The organism is Haemophilus parainfluenzae, from assembly GCF_900450995.1.
Taxonomy (GTDB): Bacteria; Pseudomonadota; Gammaproteobacteria; order Enterobacterales; family Pasteurellaceae; genus Haemophilus_D; species Haemophilus_D parainfluenzae_O.
In genome coordinates, this window is the sequence record NZ_UGHY01000002.1 from 2,171,545 (window position 1) to 2,187,100 (window position 15,556).

The 15,556-nt window shown below is 38.1% G+C and carries 28 protein-coding genes and 1 tRNA gene; 20 read left to right on the plus strand and 9 right to left on the minus strand.

Going from position 1 to position 15,556, the window contains the following annotated elements; genetic code table 11:
- Positions 1-2: 2 nt before the first annotated feature.
- The 6 genes from DX522_RS10985 to DX522_RS11815 form a co-directional block, all read right to left on the minus strand.
- On the minus strand, positions 3-356 hold the full coding sequence (locus DX522_RS10985; RefSeq protein WP_115180822.1) for an ANR family transcriptional regulator: 354 nt from the start codon (positions 354-356) through the stop codon (positions 3-5).
- On the minus strand, positions 356-655 hold the full coding sequence (locus DX522_RS10990) for a hypothetical protein (protein WP_115180823.1): 300 nt from the start codon (positions 653-655) through the stop codon (positions 356-358). The genes DX522_RS10985 and DX522_RS10990 overlap by 1 nt, the downstream gene beginning before the upstream one ends.
- Positions 656-740: 85 nt before the next feature.
- Positions 741-1,397, minus strand: coding sequence for a P22AR C-terminal domain-containing protein (locus DX522_RS10995; RefSeq protein WP_115180824.1), 657 nt, complete (start codon positions 1,395-1,397; stop codon positions 741-743).
- A gap of 252 nt (positions 1,398-1,649) precedes the next feature.
- Positions 1,650-1,904 (minus strand): hypothetical protein, encoded by a 255-nt coding sequence (locus DX522_RS11000; RefSeq protein WP_061723155.1) that lies wholly within the window; start codon positions 1,902-1,904, stop codon positions 1,650-1,652.
- A 116-nt stretch (positions 1,905-2,020) separates the two neighbouring features.
- Positions 2,021-2,572 (minus strand): hypothetical protein, encoded by a 552-nt coding sequence (locus DX522_RS11810; RefSeq protein WP_262054225.1) that lies wholly within the window; start codon positions 2,570-2,572, stop codon positions 2,021-2,023.
- A gap of 300 nt (positions 2,573-2,872) precedes the next feature.
- On the minus strand, positions 2,873-3,292 hold the full coding sequence (locus DX522_RS11815) for a hypothetical protein (RefSeq protein WP_262054226.1): 420 nt from the start codon (positions 3,290-3,292) through the stop codon (positions 2,873-2,875).
- Between the two features lie 716 nt (positions 3,293-4,008).
- On the opposite strand from DX522_RS11815, the gene DX522_RS11820 reads away from it, so the two are divergent.
- On the plus strand, positions 4,009-4,176 hold the full coding sequence (locus DX522_RS11820; RefSeq protein ID WP_165819731.1) for a hypothetical protein: 168 nt from the start codon (positions 4,009-4,011) through the stop codon (positions 4,174-4,176).
- 22 nt (positions 4,177-4,198) lie between these two features.
- Here the strand turns inward: DX522_RS11820 and DX522_RS11010 are convergent, their stop codons facing one another.
- The 3 genes from DX522_RS11010 to DX522_RS11020 are packed head-to-tail and all read right to left on the minus strand — an operon-like array spanning position 4,199 to position 7,410.
- A complete protein-coding gene (locus DX522_RS11010) occupies positions 4,199-5,017 on the minus strand; it encodes a DNA adenine methylase (RefSeq protein WP_115180825.1) in 819 nt (272 codons plus the stop codon).
- A gap of 45 nt (positions 5,018-5,062) precedes the next feature.
- Positions 5,063-6,673, minus strand: coding sequence for an AAA family ATPase (locus tag DX522_RS11015; protein ID WP_115180826.1), 1,611 nt, complete (start codon positions 6,671-6,673; stop codon positions 5,063-5,065).
- A gap of 41 nt (positions 6,674-6,714) precedes the next feature.
- On the minus strand, positions 6,715-7,410 hold the full coding sequence (locus tag DX522_RS11020) for an XRE family transcriptional regulator (protein ID WP_115180827.1): 696 nt from the start codon (positions 7,408-7,410) through the stop codon (positions 6,715-6,717).
- Between the two features lie 118 nt (positions 7,411-7,528).
- On the opposite strand from DX522_RS11020, the gene DX522_RS11025 reads away from it, so the two are divergent.
- The 19 genes from DX522_RS11025 to DX522_RS11120 all read left to right on the plus strand — a co-directional run bounded on the left by DX522_RS11025 (position 7,529) and on the right by DX522_RS11120 (position 15,543).
- Positions 7,529-7,741: a YdaS family helix-turn-helix protein gene (locus DX522_RS11025; protein ID WP_012771334.1), complete on the plus strand. Its 213-nt coding sequence runs from the start codon at positions 7,529-7,531 to the stop codon at positions 7,739-7,741.
- A 48-nt stretch (positions 7,742-7,789) separates the two neighbouring features.
- Positions 7,790-8,230: a YmfL family putative regulatory protein gene (locus DX522_RS11030; protein WP_115180828.1), complete on the plus strand. Its 441-nt coding sequence runs from the start codon at positions 7,790-7,792 to the stop codon at positions 8,228-8,230.
- A gap of 48 nt (positions 8,231-8,278) precedes the next feature.
- Positions 8,279-8,512, plus strand: coding sequence for a helix-turn-helix domain-containing protein (locus DX522_RS11035; protein WP_115180829.1), 234 nt, complete (start codon positions 8,279-8,281; stop codon positions 8,510-8,512).
- Positions 8,509-9,078: an HNH endonuclease gene (locus DX522_RS11825; protein WP_262054227.1), complete on the plus strand. Its 570-nt coding sequence runs from the start codon at positions 8,509-8,511 to the stop codon at positions 9,076-9,078. The genes DX522_RS11035 and DX522_RS11825 overlap by 4 nt, the downstream gene beginning before the upstream one ends.
- Complete coding sequence (locus DX522_RS11830) at positions 9,068-9,874, plus strand: hypothetical protein (protein WP_262054228.1); 807 nt, start codon at positions 9,068-9,070, stop codon at positions 9,872-9,874. The genes DX522_RS11825 and DX522_RS11830 overlap by 11 nt, the downstream gene beginning before the upstream one ends.
- Positions 9,871-10,491, plus strand: coding sequence for a replication protein P (locus tag DX522_RS11055; protein ID WP_115180830.1), 621 nt, complete (start codon positions 9,871-9,873; stop codon positions 10,489-10,491). Before DX522_RS11830 ends, DX522_RS11055 begins: the two co-directional genes overlap by 4 nt.
- Positions 10,488-11,015, plus strand: a complete 528-nt coding sequence (locus DX522_RS11060; RefSeq protein ID WP_115180831.1) for a phage N-6-adenine-methyltransferase — start codon at positions 10,488-10,490, stop codon at positions 11,013-11,015. Before DX522_RS11055 ends, DX522_RS11060 begins: the two co-directional genes overlap by 4 nt.
- Entirely contained in the window at positions 11,005-11,235 is a 231-nt protein-coding gene (locus DX522_RS11065; RefSeq protein ID WP_115180832.1) for a hypothetical protein, read from the plus strand. The genes DX522_RS11060 and DX522_RS11065 overlap by 11 nt, the downstream gene beginning before the upstream one ends.
- Positions 11,232-12,158: an N-6 DNA methylase gene (locus tag DX522_RS11070; protein WP_115180833.1), complete on the plus strand. Its 927-nt coding sequence runs from the start codon at positions 11,232-11,234 to the stop codon at positions 12,156-12,158. The genes DX522_RS11065 and DX522_RS11070 overlap by 4 nt, the downstream gene beginning before the upstream one ends.
- Positions 12,155-12,571 carry a recombination protein NinB gene (locus tag DX522_RS11075; protein WP_115180834.1) on the plus strand — a complete coding sequence of 139 codons (417 nt, stop codon included), beginning with the start codon at positions 12,155-12,157 and terminating at the stop codon, positions 12,569-12,571. Before DX522_RS11070 ends, DX522_RS11075 begins: the two co-directional genes overlap by 4 nt.
- 1 nt (position 12,572) lies before the next feature.
- Positions 12,573-12,761, plus strand: a complete 189-nt coding sequence (locus tag DX522_RS11080) for a hypothetical protein (protein WP_115180835.1) — start codon at positions 12,573-12,575, stop codon at positions 12,759-12,761.
- Between the two features lie 89 nt (positions 12,762-12,850).
- Positions 12,851-13,135 carry a DUF1364 domain-containing protein gene (locus DX522_RS11085; protein ID WP_046950508.1) on the plus strand — a complete coding sequence of 95 codons (285 nt, stop codon included), beginning with the start codon at positions 12,851-12,853 and terminating at the stop codon, positions 13,133-13,135.
- Positions 13,132-13,494 carry a RusA family crossover junction endodeoxyribonuclease gene (locus tag DX522_RS11090; RefSeq protein WP_115180836.1) on the plus strand — a complete coding sequence of 121 codons (363 nt, stop codon included), beginning with the start codon at positions 13,132-13,134 and terminating at the stop codon, positions 13,492-13,494. The genes DX522_RS11085 and DX522_RS11090 overlap by 4 nt, the downstream gene beginning before the upstream one ends.
- Positions 13,487-13,996 carry an antiterminator Q family protein gene (locus DX522_RS11095; RefSeq protein WP_115180837.1) on the plus strand — a complete coding sequence of 170 codons (510 nt, stop codon included), beginning with the start codon at positions 13,487-13,489 and terminating at the stop codon, positions 13,994-13,996. Before DX522_RS11090 ends, DX522_RS11095 begins: the two co-directional genes overlap by 8 nt.
- 121 nt (positions 13,997-14,117) lie before the next feature.
- Positions 14,118-14,191 (plus strand) — tRNA-Trp (locus DX522_RS11100).
- Between the two features lie 58 nt (positions 14,192-14,249).
- Positions 14,250-14,507, plus strand: a complete 258-nt coding sequence (locus DX522_RS11105) for a hypothetical protein (protein WP_115180838.1) — start codon at positions 14,250-14,252, stop codon at positions 14,505-14,507.
- Positions 14,488-15,042 (plus strand): lysozyme, encoded by a 555-nt coding sequence (locus DX522_RS11110; RefSeq protein WP_115180839.1) that lies wholly within the window; start codon positions 14,488-14,490, stop codon positions 15,040-15,042. Before DX522_RS11105 ends, DX522_RS11110 begins: the two co-directional genes overlap by 20 nt.
- Positions 15,015-15,350: a DUF2570 family protein gene (locus DX522_RS11115; RefSeq protein WP_115180840.1), complete on the plus strand. Its 336-nt coding sequence runs from the start codon at positions 15,015-15,017 to the stop codon at positions 15,348-15,350. The genes DX522_RS11110 and DX522_RS11115 overlap by 28 nt, the downstream gene beginning before the upstream one ends.
- Positions 15,262-15,543: a hypothetical protein gene (locus DX522_RS11120; RefSeq protein WP_115180841.1), complete on the plus strand. Its 282-nt coding sequence runs from the start codon at positions 15,262-15,264 to the stop codon at positions 15,541-15,543. Before DX522_RS11115 ends, DX522_RS11120 begins: the two co-directional genes overlap by 89 nt.
- Positions 15,544-15,556: the final 13 nt, after the last annotated feature.

Below are 15,556 nucleotides of genomic sequence, written 5' to 3' on the forward strand. Positions count from 1 at the left end.
TTTTAACCTCTCCCATAACAATTGGATTGCCAATATTCACAATCAGCATCTTCAGGTTCACGCCAATCTTCTTCTGGTTCATAATCTTCTTCGGTTTTTTGCTCAAATTGACTGTAATAGTCGTCTGGGCTGTCACACATTTCTGGAGGCAGGTGTCTTTTCATATATTTCCCCATTGATTTCAATCGGAAGTGATGTCTTTCGCAGAAATCAATACGGTGTTGGCAATACTCGATATTCTTTTGCACTGCGGTATGGCGTTTAGCATCAGCCCAATTCTTGGCTGCCTCAAGGTAATAACCTTTCTTTTCTGCTTTTACTGCCGATTCTGCGTAGGTTTTGTAAGTCAGTTTCATTATTTACTCCAAGTGCGGTTAATTTCGGCTTGTTTTTGCTCGACATAACGATACATATCAGCATTTACCTGTGGCGTTAAATTCGCTTGATAGATGCCGTTTTCTTCACGCCATTGCGCTTTAGCTTTCGCTCGTGCCTCTTGTTGGATTTGTTGGCTTAGTGTGTTGTCGTGCCAGTCGGTAGGTTCATCGGCAAAACAGTATGCAATACCGCCAATTAAAAAAGCGAGGGCAAAGGCGATAACTGTTTTACAAAGAAATGGGATGGTTTCAGCGAATACATCAGTAAATTTTTCCATTTTTGTTTCCTTTTTAGTCAATTTGGTGAGTTTAGGGTGTGAAAATCCGCCACACAGTAAAGTGCGGTCGGATTTTCCGTTGTTTTTAGAAGTCGATTTTGACTGCTTTTGGATTAAAGCCTCGCAAGTGTTTTAATACACGCCAGTTTGTCATTGGGTCTATGTTAAAATCGCTTGTGATGCGGTTTAAGATTTGATTGGTAGAACGTAACACGCTTAAATATTCGTAAGCCTGTCCGTAGATTTGCCCACTCATGTTCGAGCCTAGAACGTTAAAGGCTCTCTCAATATGTTGGAATGTGCCGATGCCACGTTTGAAAGCGAACCACAACCAAGCAAGCTGTTGTAATTCATATTCGGTAAATTCAAAGGTGAATTTCTCAGGTTCTGGCAAGGCTAATTGCTGTGGTTGAAGTTGATATTTTCCTGTCTTTCTGATTGTCGGTAAAACTTCTGAAGTTACCCAACGTTTTACTTTTTTAGCTTGCTCTAATTTTGAACTCAAGACTAATGAATACATTCCACTTTCATTCACGAAGAGAACTTGAGCGCGTTTGTTTACAGTATTCACGATCTCACGTTTCGTTAGGTCGTCAAAATCTACGTGATCTTTGATCGCTTTATGTGGATTTTTATATTGTAACAATTCTGCAAGCTGAGCTGCTCTAAAAAAGATTTCGTTGTTTTCTACGATGGTTTGAATAGGTGTGTTTTCAAAATTGAAAATTGTAAGATTTGACATATTGTAATCCTTGAGTATTTGTTTAAAACAAGCCACTTTCGACAGTGGCGTCGGGAGGTTCGAAAACCCGCTCAAGGAAAGGGCTGGACTTATTTCCCGAAGGTATTGTATTAGTCGCCCTCCCGACATAGTCAGGATTACGGATATAAAAAAATCGCCTTTTGGCGATCAATTGAACTATCCGCCTTGAGTTTTAGGTTTCGACACCTTGAGCCGAATAGTAGTATAAGAATTTGGGCTTGTAAAGCGAAATTATTTTTTAATTGCTTCTGACAAAACGTGAAATAACGTCGGATAAAACTGCTCAACACGCTGACGAATTTCACGCATTTGTTCAAGATTTAAATTCGGCAATCTTTCGATAATCTGCTGTTGCAAGCTCACTCGTTCAGATTCTTGCGTTTCGCGCACATCACCAATCAATTTATTCAACGCGGCTTCTTCGGTAAGGTTATGGCTTTTGGCGTATTGTTTAATCCATTCTTGATGTTCTTTACTGACTTTCATTTTCTGCTCCTTTAGGTATAAAAAAAGCTGTCAAATGACAGCTTGAAAGCGAGAACATCTTAATCCGAAGTATAAGCGGTGTCAAATAAAAAGCGCTGAGAATTTGAGGGAGTAGGTTATTCATCATCAATTAATTCTTTTGTTTTCTTTGGAATGTCATTCACCTCTCCTTTAATACCATCAACAGCTTTATCCAGGCGTTTTCCTACGCCATCGATAATCGTTTCAAGTGGTGTGCTTTTTAAATCTTTGTCAAAGACTTTGGTTGGATTTATCCCCAAATTATCCACGGCAATTTGCAGAAGTTGCTGATGTAATTTAGGGTCTTGTTCTTGTACTTGTTTCTTATAACCTTCAAATGCCATTGCTGAGGAATATTTGTAGTTATAATCCTCCCTTAATCTAAAGAGATAAGCCCGTTCTTTAGCCTTTAACCAGGCGATGACAAGTAACGGGATTGTCACAATAGACTTAGCAAGAAATTGTAAAATATTAAGACTGTCTGTTGCACTCAGGCTTGTTGAATAATTGATAAATGAAATAACAGATGTTGCAACAAGTGAGCCAAGCAAAATTTTATCTACAGCTTTCATTTTACTATCGATATTTTCAGATTGAGTTTTAAACGAACCTGCCATGCTTGCTCGGTTGGCGTCTTCAATAATCATTTCAATCTCCTCTTTTTGTTTATTGAATAATTTAATCATACCTTCAATATCTTCATGATATTTTTCGATTTTGGGTTTATTGGTTTCCGCCGTGGTTGCTAATGTCGTGATTTTAGTAAGATTATTTTGTGCGGTGCTTGCATAGGTCGAAATATTGTTACTTAATGTGTCTGACTGTTCGTGCCACTGGGAAATTTCAGTTATTTGTTCTTGTGCATCGTTATAAGATTTTTTTAGTGTAATCAGAGAGTTTTTTAAATTTTCAAACTCCTTTTTATTCTCTACTAACTGTTCTTCAAGTTAGATATGTTCTTCTAAATTCAATTTTGCTTTGGATATATCAGCAGCAATAGCATTGAGTTCTTCTTCTGTTCTTAATTCACCTTTAACTTCAATTAAATATAATTCCTTGATTGTCATTCTTAGTTTGATTAGAGATAAAATAAATGAATTTACATCATATTCATCCCATTTATTACTCGTTCTTTTTTTATTAAGGATGCGAATTATTTTTTTAATTAATTGAAGAGAAATATATTTTGCATAGGAAATTTCAAGGGTTTTTCCCGATTTTTCTATTTTCTCTATTAGGGGGTAAAGTTGCTCTATTTCTTTGATAATTTCGGGTGATTTTATTTCTCCCATCCACTCATAGTCTTTGTTGATTTTTGTATTAATTAAGTTTTTCAACTCAGTCAGTCTTGCTTTAACGGTTTTCATAGCATTCCCTTTATATATTAAAAAATACTTTGATTGTAAGGTAATTTTTCGGGATAAAAAAGCCCTCGTTTTACGGAGGGCAAACCTAAGGAACCAATTTTATAGGTTGCATAAGTTTTAAGCACTCATGCTCGGCTAACCTCATTTGTTTTATGTTTGCCATTTCAAAGCACACTTCTCTCTATCATTCGCAACGGTTTCACGTGCCGTTGTGTCTCTGTACTTCAAATGTGCTTTGAGATATTTCCCCACTGCGACTAGACTTTCTGTAACTGTCAGTTTTTCACTGGTCTCATCTTTCAGTGGGTATTCCGTTTACTCTCATTATGTAGGGTAGGGCTTTTAATCTACACGACCGCATAATGCCGTTATGAGTAAACTTCTTGTAATCTGATTTTTAAAGAGCGGCGAGATCTTTGTTTATGTGTATCTCGTTTTGATGGGTGTATGATATAAGATATCTTATACATTGTAAAGTGATTTCTTATAGGATTTTATATAAAAATATAAATATTCTTATATTTGATTGATTTTTAAAGAAATAAATTTTCAAGAAATGCATTTGATCGCTTATTTTTTAACCAGTCATAAAGTAAAGTTTGTATTTTGAAGTGTATTTTTGTGATTTTTGCGATGCAGATCGCAAGTTTTGGTGGCGATAATTGGTTTAAATTACGGTTGGTTTATTATGACCCTGCCGATAAGGAGGGCGAATTATGAAAAAAGAGTTTAAAAAATGGCTAATCTCGCTGAATTGTGAAGGGATTAATAGCTTGGGGATTAATGAGATAGTGTCGCGCGTAGATGAAGAGTTGAGGATTGTACGCGCTAATGAGCAGGAGAGGATTGTGCTAGAGGAGTTGATTGCGGAGTTTAAATGTTAATAAAAAACCGCCACTAGGGCGGTCATAAGATAAGATTATCACTGTAAATAACAATTTCAGTCGCTTTCATCTTTTTATTAGCTGAGTAATTCAGCGCGTATTCACTTTGGCGGTATTGCTGGTAAATTTCTCTAATGTTTGGGTGATTATCATAAGAGACAACCCAATGCATTTTTACCTTGTCCAACTTTTCTTGAATAGCAACGTGGTCCTTATGTTGGTAATAGTTACGATAAAGCCCTTGCCCTTTTTCATAGTATGGTGGATCTAGATAAATTAGTGAGTTAGCAGGAATGTTATCATCAAGCGTAGAAAGCCATTCCTCAGTATCAAAGTTTGTAACGTGAATTTTGTTGGCCATACTACCAATTCTTTCTATTCGCGGAATTAAATCCGCTTTATTAAAACGGCAATCTAGTTTGTAATTGCCAGTTTGATTTAGTCCACCAATAACACCTGCTTTCAAAATACCCGAGCGGTTGGTGCGATTAAGAAAGAATGCTGCAAAACCATACTCTAAAGGAGAGATATTTTCTTTCTCTTTGAGTATGTTTTTTTGTTTGTGCCACTCTTCAATGGTTACTTTGGTATCATTGGCCAAGCGGATAAAATCTTCGGTTTGCTCGGTAATAGACTTCCAGAAATAGTAGATGGCTAAGTCTAAATCATTGATGTGAATATCGGTACAATAGCCACTAAAGAGTAAATCCAAGGCAACACCCGCCCCACCAGCGTAGGGTTCTACATAGTGTCCATGAAGATTATTTTTTTCAATAATCTGTTTAATTACTGGGGCAAATTTAGCTTTGCCTCCTGGGTAGCGTAGGGGGGTATGTAACATTTTTTCTTACTAATGATTTTAGTATTGAGATATTCTATACTAAAATTAAAGGCGTGGCCAGCGAGATGTATTGATGCCATAATAATCAGCGAGCTTATAGAAAAGAATATTTACATCTTTAATAAACGCTTTCATCTCCCTCTCCTCCCAATGGCGAAGAAGCCAATCTTTCATCACTATTGTAAAAAAGCAGCGATAATTCTGGTCATTAAACAATGCTTTAGCTTGCTCCCTGTTATAGGCAGAAGCTAAAGCTGATGATTTGGGGTAAATATTATCTCTAGCCCATTCAAAAGAGTATCCTTCTTGCTGAATATATTCATTACACCAAAACTCGTTATAAATTTCTTTAGAAAGCAACTCACTCAAATGTTGGAATATGAGCTTTTCTGGACTGACTTGTCCAGGTAAACTAATAATATTATGTTTTAATTCGTGAGTTCTGCTATCGCCATCTAAAATACAAATAGCTTTTAGTGTATTTGCTGTGAGAACTTCGTCTTTAAATAAGGTTTTTAGATTTTCACAACCAGAATTCATCTGAACTAAATGGAAATAATGTCGAATAGATGCGAATTGTTGATCTTTTTCGCTTAATATATCAAAGATAAGATTGATCATCACCCTTGCTTCATTATCTTCTGAAAATATAGGAAGTTTCTTATCTTTATATAAATTCTGTCTCGTTTCACTATTTAAATGCATTTCGATTTTAAAAATATCAGGGTTTGGCATTATAGAAACTGAATGATTGGCAGATTTCATTAAATAAGTAATGTTATCTTTAGCTTTTAATGCTTTATCAATCAAATATAGACTATGTGTTGTAAATATAATCTGTATATTAAAATTTCTTGAAAATTCTCTTAATAGATTTAACAATTTAAATTGTAATGATGGGTGTAGTCCAGCATCCATTTCATCTATAAGTAGTACACTTGGTTTCTTTTCCGTAACAGATGAATAATATTTGGCAGAGTATAAAGCGTTTAATATAACAAATAAATTATCTTCACCTGCGGAGATTGTGTTCGAATCAATTCCTTCTAGATCTGTTTCAAATTCCCCGCGTCTTTTTAACCCTGTAATCTCGTGTGTTGAAATATTTTTTATTGGAATACCCGTTAATTCCTTATATTTTTGGATTATCTCATTTTGATAATCCTCTGGAAGTATTTTTCGAATATTAGCATAAACATCAATTAACTCACCGATAGGAATTAAGCGAGTAAGTCCTAGATAGATTACCGGTGCTTCAGGTAATGATTCTCCAGGTGTAGCATATTTAGGCTTAAGTGAGTATCGAGATGTACTTCTTGCATTATGTCGTCTAAAGCCTAAAGCATAACCATTATTATATTGAACCCTATAGAGTTCACCTTGTTGCCCTGGAGCAGGATCGTTGTATCTATTATCGCCTTTTGTTAGGTTATTTATTTTAGGATTTATTGATTGATTTATTCTGGTAATAATGGATAAACATTCTCTTAGCTCTTCAGAGTCTGAGGTTACGCCTTGAAATGAATTGCTAATAATATGCAATATAGAACTTTTACAAGTTCCATTTGTACCAGAAATAAGATTTATTCCTGGTTTAAATTCCAATCTTATATTTTTTAGCTTTCTATAATGCGTGATATTAAGTTCATTAATCATAGATGTCCTTATATTTTTACAATAACTCCTATGCTCCACCGCTACAACAACACCGAGTACCAAAACACCTTACCAATTACAGATACTTCGTTGAGATCGGCTATCTCGTCGTCGTACTCGTCAGTGTTATAGCTACGGATTTTTATTTGATTGTTTGGCATGTTGTAGAGCAGTTTGATCCGCAATAGCCCGCCGTGATTAATGGCGTAAATGCTGCCATCGCGAATAGTCTTATTGCCGGTATCGATACCGACGGTCGCGCCGTTTGGAATAACTGGCTCCATTGAATTGCCGTCTGCTACCACGCATACCGCATTTTCATACTGTACGCCTTGCCGTCTTAATGTGGCGCGTGAAAAGCGTAGTTTGAAGTTGTTGTAATCCATAATGTCATCAGCAAAACCATTTCCAGCGGCTAAGCGGATTTCTTGGAAAAGCGGAACTTCTACCTCGTCATCGTTTAATGGCGTATTACGATCCCACAAATCAAATGAACCTGTTTCGGCTACGTTTGATTCTATTTGAGTTTGTGCCATTTCTCCTGTGCCATTCAAGAGCCATTCCGGCGAAATTTTTAAAGCCTTGGCTATTTGCAACCCATTTCTAGGGCTTTTTGTAACTCCGTTCAAAATATTACTGATCGTTACTTGTGATGTCCCAGCTAATGCGGCTAATTCAACTTGGTTTTTACCCATTTTGTCCATTGCAAACTGCAATCTTTCAGCAAGTGTATTCATAAAACTCTCCTTAATCTCCCAATCCTATAAATAAACTTATATAAAATCAAATAAGAAATCCTTTACAATGTATAATGTATCTTATATTATGTATAAGAATTTTAATTAAAGGTGGACTATGAAGAACGAGGCAATCGAAAAAGCAATTTCAATTTGCGGTTCTCAGGTAAAGCTAAGTCAAGAATGCGGAGTTTCTCAGGTTTCCGTCAGCTTTTGGCTTAATGGTGGCGGTATTAACGCTAAGTATATCCCGCGAATCGTTAAGGCTACAAAAGGCAAGGTTACTGAAAAGCAGATTTTACATTCCTTAGCAAATTTAACTGACAACTAATTTACTCATATTGGCGCAAAAGAAAACCATAAAAAAGGACGGGAAATTATGACAATGAAAAAAACCATTATAGAGATGATCGAGAAAGTGCCAGGTGGCAAAAGTGCGGTGGCGGGATTTCTCGGATTTTCAGAGGCGGAATTAAACAATCGCCTATATCAAACAAAAGGCCAACGATTCAAAAACGAAGAACTGATCGCACTTCAGCTTGAGTATGGATGCACTGATTTTATCGATGAATTATGCCGTTTAGCAGGTGGTCGTTTTGTACCAGATGTAGCAGAGGATGAATTAGACAAGGTTGAGCTTGCCAATTTACAACTGCACGAGCTTTCCGCTCGAGGCTTGTTATTTGCTGTATTAGAAACAGCGTTAGAAGACGGTGAAATCACTTCGAAAGAAGAAGACAAAATCCTTCAAGCATTGAGTAAACATTTGGCTGCAACACAACATTCGATTGAATGTGCGATTGTGTTACACAAGAAATAAAAAAGCCACGGCGGACACCGAGGCAATTTCAGTATAGGAATTATTTCTATGGAAAATATTAATCCAAACGAAAAAACAAGTCAAACACAATCAGCACAGATTTTAAAAGCACTCAAAAACGGCGAGAGATTAACGCATTTAGACGCAGAAAAGCGCTTTAACTGCTTACGTCTTGGCGCTCGTATCTACGACCTTAAAAAACGTGGTCACAACATCATCAGCAAAATGATTACCGTGCCAAGCGGAAAACGTGTTGCTCAGTATTGGTTGGAGGCGGCATGAATAACGCTTTCATATTCCCAAATTTCGTTGTGGATGAACACTTGCGCGCTTTGAGCGAAGAGGAATTAAAAGCGCTTGTAGTTTGTTACAGATTTAACACCCATCCAACAAATGAAAATTTATCAAATTTTGGATTAAGTTCAGATGTCTTGGATGACGCTTTAGAAAAGGTTGGAATTATAACGGAAGCTAAAGCAAAGTCATTAATCAAAGAAATGGCGAACGAATATGCCGACGCCATAGAAACCCTTTGGAATTGGGGTGACGGGAAAGGCGGCGGCTTGTTGGACATGATCGCTGAAGAATTAGGGTTGGTTACAGATCGAGTAAATTCACAGAAAAAAGAGGTTGGATATAAGAAAAAGACTATTTCTCATAGCTTAAGAAAGCGCGTATTCGAACGGGATAAATACCGTTGCGTATCTTGCGGAACTCACCTTGACTTAACTTGTGATCACATTTACCCGGAATCAAAAGGCGGAGAAACAACGCTGGAAAATCTTCAAACAATGTGCCGTTCCTGCAATTCAAGAAAGGGAACTAAGGTGGTAGAAAATGCGCTTTAGCACTTACATAAACAATCAAAAAAGCCTTGAATGGGGCTTAAATGCTAATCAAGCAGCTTTGTTTGATTTGCTTAATCAAGCTTCGTCTTGGGCGGAAGAAGTTGTTGTAGATGGTGTAGTTTATTACTGGGTATCTCGTAACAAAGTCATTGAAGAACTACCGTTATTTTATAAGACCGGAGACACTGTTTACCGTCATTTTTCGGAGCTTAACGAGAAAGGATTAATTGTTTACTTAAAACAGGGTAAGCATGGTGATAAAGATCTAATTAGACTGACTGAAAAAGGGAAATCTTGGAATGAGTTTAAGCCTGAACAAATCCGAGACAACTCGGAAATAAATCCGAATAAACAACCCGAACTCGGAAATAAATCCGAGATAACTCGGAAACAGATCCGAGATAACTCGGAAATAAATCCGACAAATAATAATACTAATTATAAAAATACTACTGATCATAATAATAAAAAAACTACGCAAAAAAAATCGCTTGCCTTGCTTGCTGAATTTGGAATCGTCGGTCAGCTTGCCGAAGATTTTATTGCGCACCGCAAAGCCAAAAAGGGCGTAATTAATCAAACACAGCTAAACCGTCTGCAAAAACAAGCGGACAAAGCGGGAATTTCGATTTGTGAAGCGGTGGAGATTTGCATCGAACGCAACTGGCAGGGATTTAACGCATCGTGGGATTGGCGTGATGAGAAACTGCGAACATCCCAAGCGCAAAAAATGAGTTTTGAAGAAAAAAACGCGTTGCCATGGAATCGTCCTGAAGACTGGGAGAATGTACTGTGAACCAATTAACTAATCAATCATTGCATCAAGGCGTATCACCACAAGCGGAGAAATTTATTGATACGTTGTTCGACCAGCTTTGCGCAAGTTGTCCTCAATTGCTTAATCTTACCCCAGAGCGATTGCAGGTAGTAAAACGCCAGTGGATTTTAGGCTTTGCTGAAAATGGAATTACAAAAATAACACAAGTCAAACGAGGTATGGCGGAAATGCGTGCTAAGCCAAATGGTTATTTACCAAGTGTAGGCGAATTTATTCAAGCATGCAAAGTTCAAGACTATCACGCACTGGGTTTACCGAACGAAGCAGAATTATACCAACGTTATAAAACTTTCTTAGGCTATGCCCGATTCAATCGGGATGAATTTCAATATCGTTCAAAAGTGGAATTTTGGTTGCTTAAAAATCTGTACGAAAAGTGCAAGAAAAAATCGGAAGAGGACACGTTGAAAACTATTCCAAAATTACTCACAGAAGCTGCAGAAAAAGTGCGGTCGAATTTTCCTTTTGAGGAAATTCCGAAGATGATTCCAGTAAAACCAAGTTTTTACGATAAAGCGAAGGCTGATAAGGCGCGCGATAGCTTGATGGCAATGATGAAAGGGGCATTGCAATGACAGAACAACAATTTGATAAAGATACATGGCAAACGCCTAAATATGTATTTAATTGGCTGAATAAACGATTTGATTTTGAAGTTGACGGTTGCGCAAATGAGCACAATTCTCTTTGTTTAAGTTGGATTGGAGAGAATAGTCCGCTTGGTAGTGATTTTCTAGACACTAAAACACCTTATCCTTACAAGCATCTGCATTTCTATGTCAATCCGCCTTATTCAGATGTTACACCATTTTTAAAAGCAGCAAACGAACTTAGAAATATAGGGCATACAGTTGTTATGTTGCTCAATAACGATAAATCAACGCAGTGGTATCAAAACCATATTCACAACGTTGCAAATGAAGTGATTGATATTACAGGTGGTCGAATTGCATTTATCAACCCTGTAACAGGAAAAGAAATCAAAGGGAATAGCAAAGGGCAAATGGTCGTAGTCTTTGATCCAACAATGGAAGATTTTGTGATGCGTTCAGTAAGTCTTGATTTTGTCAAGAAAGTAGGTGGTTACGATGGGAAGTAATTACAAATGCCCTAAATGTGGCGCACCTCTTGAGGATTTATGGGATGGCGAACCGGTAAGTGCTTTTGTTGGCGAATGGTCAGAAGATAGATTCCGCTGCAATGGTCATGCAATCCACCCACTGCCATTTCCGATAGCAAACGAAAATTGCGCTATGAATCGCACCAAGTCATGCGGTTATTTTGGGTTAGAAGATTTAGGTGTGGAGTACAAAGAATGAGTTTTGAAGAGCATAACAATCGAAAGAAAGCGAATAAGTTCGCTGAGTACATCACGGGGGAATCTCTTCGCCGATATTTGGCTGGGAAAGTTGAGAAGTACTTAGGTAAAAATCCAAGTGTTTTTGATGGTGCAGCAGGCAGTGGACAGCTTGAGCAATTTATTCAACCAAGTAAGTTTATTGCAGTAGAAATTCAAGCGGAATCATGCGCGGCATTAGCCAATAATTATCCAGATGCTGAAATTCATAATACGAGTTTTTTCTTGTATCAAAGTGAGCCAAAAAGTGATTGTGTTGTAATGAACCCGCCATTCTCACTTAAATTTAAAGAACTTGCCGAAGAAGAAAAGGCCGCTATTCAAGCAGATTTTCCGTGGAAAAAATCAGGTGTACTTGATGATGTTTTTATGCTGAAAGGATTAGCCAATGCGCATCGTTTTGGGTTTTTCATTATGTTTCCCGGTATTGCCTATCGAAACACCGAAAAAACACTCCGTGAAGTTATTGGGAATCAATTAGTCGAGTTGAATTTGATTCAAAACGCCTTTGAAGATACGCCAATTTCAGTGCTTTTCTTGGTGGTTGATAAAACCAAGTCGAATAACAAAACATATCGTGAATTGTATGACTGTGCCACGAATAAAATAATTAACGCTGATGAATGGTTAATTAATTCTGATAAATGGGACACGGTTTCACCGCCAGAGCCGCCAAAAGAAAAAGTAGATCCAATGAAATTAGAGTTGATGTCGCAAGCTCAATTAAAAGATCAGGTGAGAACTCAAGTTAAATTTAGCCGTTTGGTATTTGATTTGGAGCGTTGGCCTAGAAAAGATTTTGAGAAATTTTGCGATGAGCTTTGCGATGTTATCCAACACGAGAAAAAAGAACCAGGGCTACCTCCGTTGGGGATGATGTTATGAGCCAATACAAACCTTTCTTTTTACGCGATCAACGCATTAAAAATAATTGCTTGGATGTAATCAAAGAGCTGCCAACAGACGATAAAAAACCGTTGGTAGTCAAAATCCAACCAATAACGCGAAACCTTGAGCAAAACGCCAAGTTTCACGCTATGTGCCAAGATGTGGCAAATCAGGCGGAATTTATGGGGCGTAAGCTCACAATGGAGCAGTGGAAAGTATTGTTTATTTCTGGTCACGCAATCGCCACAAATCAAAAAGCAGATGTTGTGCCAGGTCTTGAGGGCGAATTTGTGAATATCCGTGAAAGTTCGGCTCAAATGAGCGTGAGCAGAATGGCAAGCCTTATCGAATATGTGACCAGTTGGGGCGTGCAAAATGGTGTGAGATTTAATGATAGATGGAGATTCTAAAATGGACTGGATTATTTACTTTGCTTTGATGTTGATAGTGATGAGCTTACCTTTATTAGCACTTCTTTTGGGGCTAATTTTCCCATTCATTGCTAGATTTTTTAACTGGATATTGGTCGTAAGCACATTGGCATATTTTATCTTGATTGCAGTCGGCATTGGTTACGGCGTGATGAGCTTGGTGGATTAAATGAAATTAAACGATGACGATATTCTAGAGTTAAAAATTGTACTTTGGATTGTGGCGGTTTGGGTAATTTTTCAGATGGTGTTTGGATAATGAGTAATTTGAGAAAAGAAGCGAAAGGGAGAGAGTGTCAAGTGCGGTTGCCTGGTATTTGTAATCATAATCCTGAAACGACCGTATTAGCACATTATCGTATGGCTGGATTAAATGGGGTTGGGATGAAGCCTGATGATATTTTTGGTGCTTGGGCATGCTCATCTTGCCATGATGAATGCGACCGTAGAACTAGAAAAATGGATGCTGAATATGTCCGCCTGGCACACGCTGAAGGTGTGTTACGAACACAGCAAATTTTGCGCAAGGAGGGCAAGTTATGAGTGATTGGCTTGAAATCTGTCTGCCGTACCCACCGAGCGTGAATCATTATTGGAAGCACACAAGGCAAGGTAAGCATTACATATCAAAAGCAGGACGGGAGTTTAAACGTGTTGCTACTGAGGTTTGCTCACAGTTCGATCCATTTGAAAGTGCGGTTGAAATTAAGATGGAAATTTACTTTCCCGATAATCGTCCACGCGACCTTGATAATTTGCCTAAAGGAATTTTTGATAGCTTAGTTGGCGCTGGCTTAATTAAAGATGATAACCGGAAAATTATTCGTAAATATTCGATCGAAGAGAAAGGCGTAGTAAGCAAAGGTAAGTCAATCATTAAAATTAGAGGTATTCATGCGTAAATTTAGCGAGTTATCAGAACTAACGATTGAGCAAGAAGAATTTGTTGACCGTTATATGTATCAATGGGGCTCATGGGTGCGCAGTGGTAGGCTTGATAAACCGCAATTAAATATTATTGCAAAACTAATGCAATCAGTCATTCCTGCAGAGCCAAATGAACCAATTTGCGATGACTCAACAGGAATGATGATTAGCGAAGTTATTGAGAGATTTTTCCTTAAAAACGACCGCACTTTACACTATATCGTATTTTCCTATTATGTTAATAAAAGCACTATTAATCATATAGCGGTTAAACTCCGTGAAAACTGCGGAGAGATAAAAATGCAGCCGTGCGCAGGCAAACCAGATATCCGCACTCCAAGCCTTAAAACGATGATACGGAATGTTGAAAAAGAGCTAAAATTAGCGAAGGCAATAATTCACGAACTTCTTATAACTGGGTTCGTTATTTTGCGAACTGGACGACAAAATGCAAGAAGTATCAAAATTACTTATTGACAAACCTTGTCATCTTGTCCTATCATTTAGATGTACGGTGGTCGCAATGTAAGTAGTGAACACCTAAATTGATTTTTACAGCCCTGATCGGAAACGGTCGGGCTTTTTGTTATCAAACTATAAGGGCGTAGTCTAATGGTAAGACCGCGGTCTCCAAAACCGTTAATTAAGGTTCGAATCCTTACGCCTTTGCCATATCACAAGCTCACGTTAATGCGTGGGCTTTTTTATTGCCCTGAAAATGGGGTGGAGTATGAAAATGTTTAAAGACCCGGGAAATCAAACTTATGTATGGTCAGGGTTTTCTGGTGTACTGGCTTGGTTAGGTGATCAGAATAACCTTATGTTGCTTAGTTTAGCTATTGGTATTTTGACCGCACTTGTTAATGTCTATTCAAAATGTGCCGAAGGGCGAGTGATGAAGAGGGAAGAGGAGCGTAAGGAAGAAATCCATAAGTTGCGCATGGAGCGGTTAAAACGGGGGCTACCTGATGAAATTGACGAGGACTAGAACCACGCTTGGTGCAGCAGGATTTGTCTGTGCAGTATCGAGCATTATTACATTGATGTATGCGCAGTTTGGTGAGGAGCTTATCCTTAGCCCTAAAGGTGCAGAGATTATTGGCAATGCAGAGGGTTGCAGACGAGACCCGTACAAATGCCCATCCGATGTTTTAACTGTTGGTATTGGCTCAACGGCATATAGCGGTCAACCTGTCGATCCAAAACATCGATACACGGATTTAGAGATTGCGGAGCGTTGGAAAAACGATATTCAAGTTGCTGAGAAATGTGTGTTGAATTATGGCAATGGTCGAGCATTACCGCAGTCTGTATTTGATTCTGCAGTTTCGATTACCTTTAATGCAGGTTGTGGCGCTGTTCGTAATTCCACTTTATTCAAACAACTTCGAGCGGGGAACTATCACCAAGCCTGTTACGAATATCCCAAATGGGTATATGCAGGCGGGAAGATATTACCAGGATTAGTCTCTCGTAGAGAAAAAGAGAAAGCATTATGTTTAGCCGATTTGAAACAGCCTTAAAGCTAACCGCACTTTGCTTGATTTTGGGCTTGTGTGGTTGGGCTTGGTATCAATCCCAGAAGATAAGTAGCTTAAAGGCCGAGAACCAAGCACAAGCCCAAACCATTCAGCAACAAGAAGATGCGAACAAGGCATTGAACATTGCACTGCAACAAGAGCGTGATGCGGTAATAGCACAACAGCAACGTAATGATGAAATAGAAAGGATAGCAACAGAAAATGCTGAATCAGTTAAAACAATCATTAAGACACAACCTTGTGCTCACACTCGTTTGCCTCAGTCTGCTCTTGACCGCCTGTACAAATAAGGTCACGACCAAAGCAGAATATATTTACCCACCTCAAGCCTATACTGCACCTTGTGTAAGAACAGCATTTACTGGTGAGACATACGGCGATGTAGTCATACAGCTTGTTAAGGTAACAGCAGAGCGAGATAAGTGCGCAAGCCAAGTAGATAATCTCAATAAGTGGATTAATCAAGCAAAAGGCAGCAAATAAGTTTTATTCAAGT

Excerpts from the sequence above, each read along its gene's own strand:
- DX522_RS11820 (WP_165819731.1), top strand. The coding sequence starts at position 4,009 with ATGAAAAAAGAGTTTAAAAAATGGCTAATCTCGCTGAATTGTGAAGGG.
- DX522_RS11115 (WP_115180840.1), top strand. The coding sequence starts at position 15,015 with ATGTTTAGCCGATTTGAAACAGCCTTAAAGCTAACCGCACTTTGCTTG.
- DX522_RS11010 (WP_115180825.1), bottom strand. The coding sequence starts at position 5,017 with ATGTTACATACCCCCCTACGCTACCCAGGAGGCAAAGCTAAATTTGCC.
- DX522_RS11815 (WP_262054226.1), bottom strand. The coding sequence starts at position 3,292 with ATGAAAACCGTTAAAGCAAGACTGACTGAGTTGAAAAACTTAATTAAT.
- DX522_RS11015 (WP_115180826.1), bottom strand. The coding sequence starts at position 6,673 with ATGATTAATGAACTTAATATCACGCATTATAGAAAGCTAAAAAATATA.
- DX522_RS11085 (WP_046950508.1), top strand. The coding sequence starts at position 12,851 with ATGAGTAATTTGAGAAAAGAAGCGAAAGGGAGAGAGTGTCAAGTGCGG.
- DX522_RS11830 (WP_262054228.1), top strand. The coding sequence starts at position 9,068 with ATGCGCTTTAGCACTTACATAAACAATCAAAAAAGCCTTGAATGGGGC.
- DX522_RS11095 (WP_115180837.1), top strand. The coding sequence starts at position 13,487 with ATGCGTAAATTTAGCGAGTTATCAGAACTAACGATTGAGCAAGAAGAA.
- DX522_RS10985 (WP_115180822.1), bottom strand. The coding sequence starts at position 356 with ATGAAACTGACTTACAAAACCTACGCAGAATCGGCAGTAAAAGCAGAA.
- DX522_RS11090 (WP_115180836.1), top strand. The coding sequence starts at position 13,132 with ATGAGTGATTGGCTTGAAATCTGTCTGCCGTACCCACCGAGCGTGAAT.
- DX522_RS11065 (WP_115180832.1), top strand. The coding sequence starts at position 11,005 with ATGGGAAGTAATTACAAATGCCCTAAATGTGGCGCACCTCTTGAGGAT.
- DX522_RS10995 (WP_115180824.1), bottom strand. The coding sequence starts at position 1,397 with ATGTCAAATCTTACAATTTTCAATTTTGAAAACACACCTATTCAAACC.
- DX522_RS11070 (WP_115180833.1), top strand. The coding sequence starts at position 11,232 with ATGAGTTTTGAAGAGCATAACAATCGAAAGAAAGCGAATAAGTTCGCT.
- DX522_RS11035 (WP_115180829.1), top strand. The coding sequence starts at position 8,279 with ATGGAAAATATTAATCCAAACGAAAAAACAAGTCAAACACAATCAGCA.
- DX522_RS11105 (WP_115180838.1), top strand. The coding sequence starts at position 14,250 with ATGAAAATGTTTAAAGACCCGGGAAATCAAACTTATGTATGGTCAGGG.
- DX522_RS11110 (WP_115180839.1), top strand. The coding sequence starts at position 14,488 with ATGAAATTGACGAGGACTAGAACCACGCTTGGTGCAGCAGGATTTGTC.
- DX522_RS11825 (WP_262054227.1), top strand. The coding sequence starts at position 8,509 with ATGAATAACGCTTTCATATTCCCAAATTTCGTTGTGGATGAACACTTG.
- DX522_RS11000 (WP_061723155.1), bottom strand. The coding sequence starts at position 1,904 with ATGAAAGTCAGTAAAGAACATCAAGAATGGATTAAACAATACGCCAAA.
- DX522_RS10990 (WP_115180823.1), bottom strand. The coding sequence starts at position 655 with ATGGAAAAATTTACTGATGTATTCGCTGAAACCATCCCATTTCTTTGT.
- DX522_RS11810 (WP_262054225.1), bottom strand. The coding sequence starts at position 2,572 with ATGATTATTGAAGACGCCAACCGAGCAAGCATGGCAGGTTCGTTTAAA.
- DX522_RS11075 (WP_115180834.1), top strand. The coding sequence starts at position 12,155 with ATGAGCCAATACAAACCTTTCTTTTTACGCGATCAACGCATTAAAAAT.
- DX522_RS11020 (WP_115180827.1), bottom strand. The coding sequence starts at position 7,410 with ATGAATACACTTGCTGAAAGATTGCAGTTTGCAATGGACAAAATGGGT.
- DX522_RS11030 (WP_115180828.1), top strand. The coding sequence starts at position 7,790 with ATGACAATGAAAAAAACCATTATAGAGATGATCGAGAAAGTGCCAGGT.
- DX522_RS11060 (WP_115180831.1), top strand. The coding sequence starts at position 10,488 with ATGACAGAACAACAATTTGATAAAGATACATGGCAAACGCCTAAATAT.
- DX522_RS11025 (WP_012771334.1), top strand. The coding sequence starts at position 7,529 with ATGAAGAACGAGGCAATCGAAAAAGCAATTTCAATTTGCGGTTCTCAG.
- DX522_RS11120 (WP_115180841.1), top strand. The coding sequence starts at position 15,262 with ATGCTGAATCAGTTAAAACAATCATTAAGACACAACCTTGTGCTCACA.
- DX522_RS11080 (WP_115180835.1), top strand. The coding sequence starts at position 12,573 with ATGGACTGGATTATTTACTTTGCTTTGATGTTGATAGTGATGAGCTTA.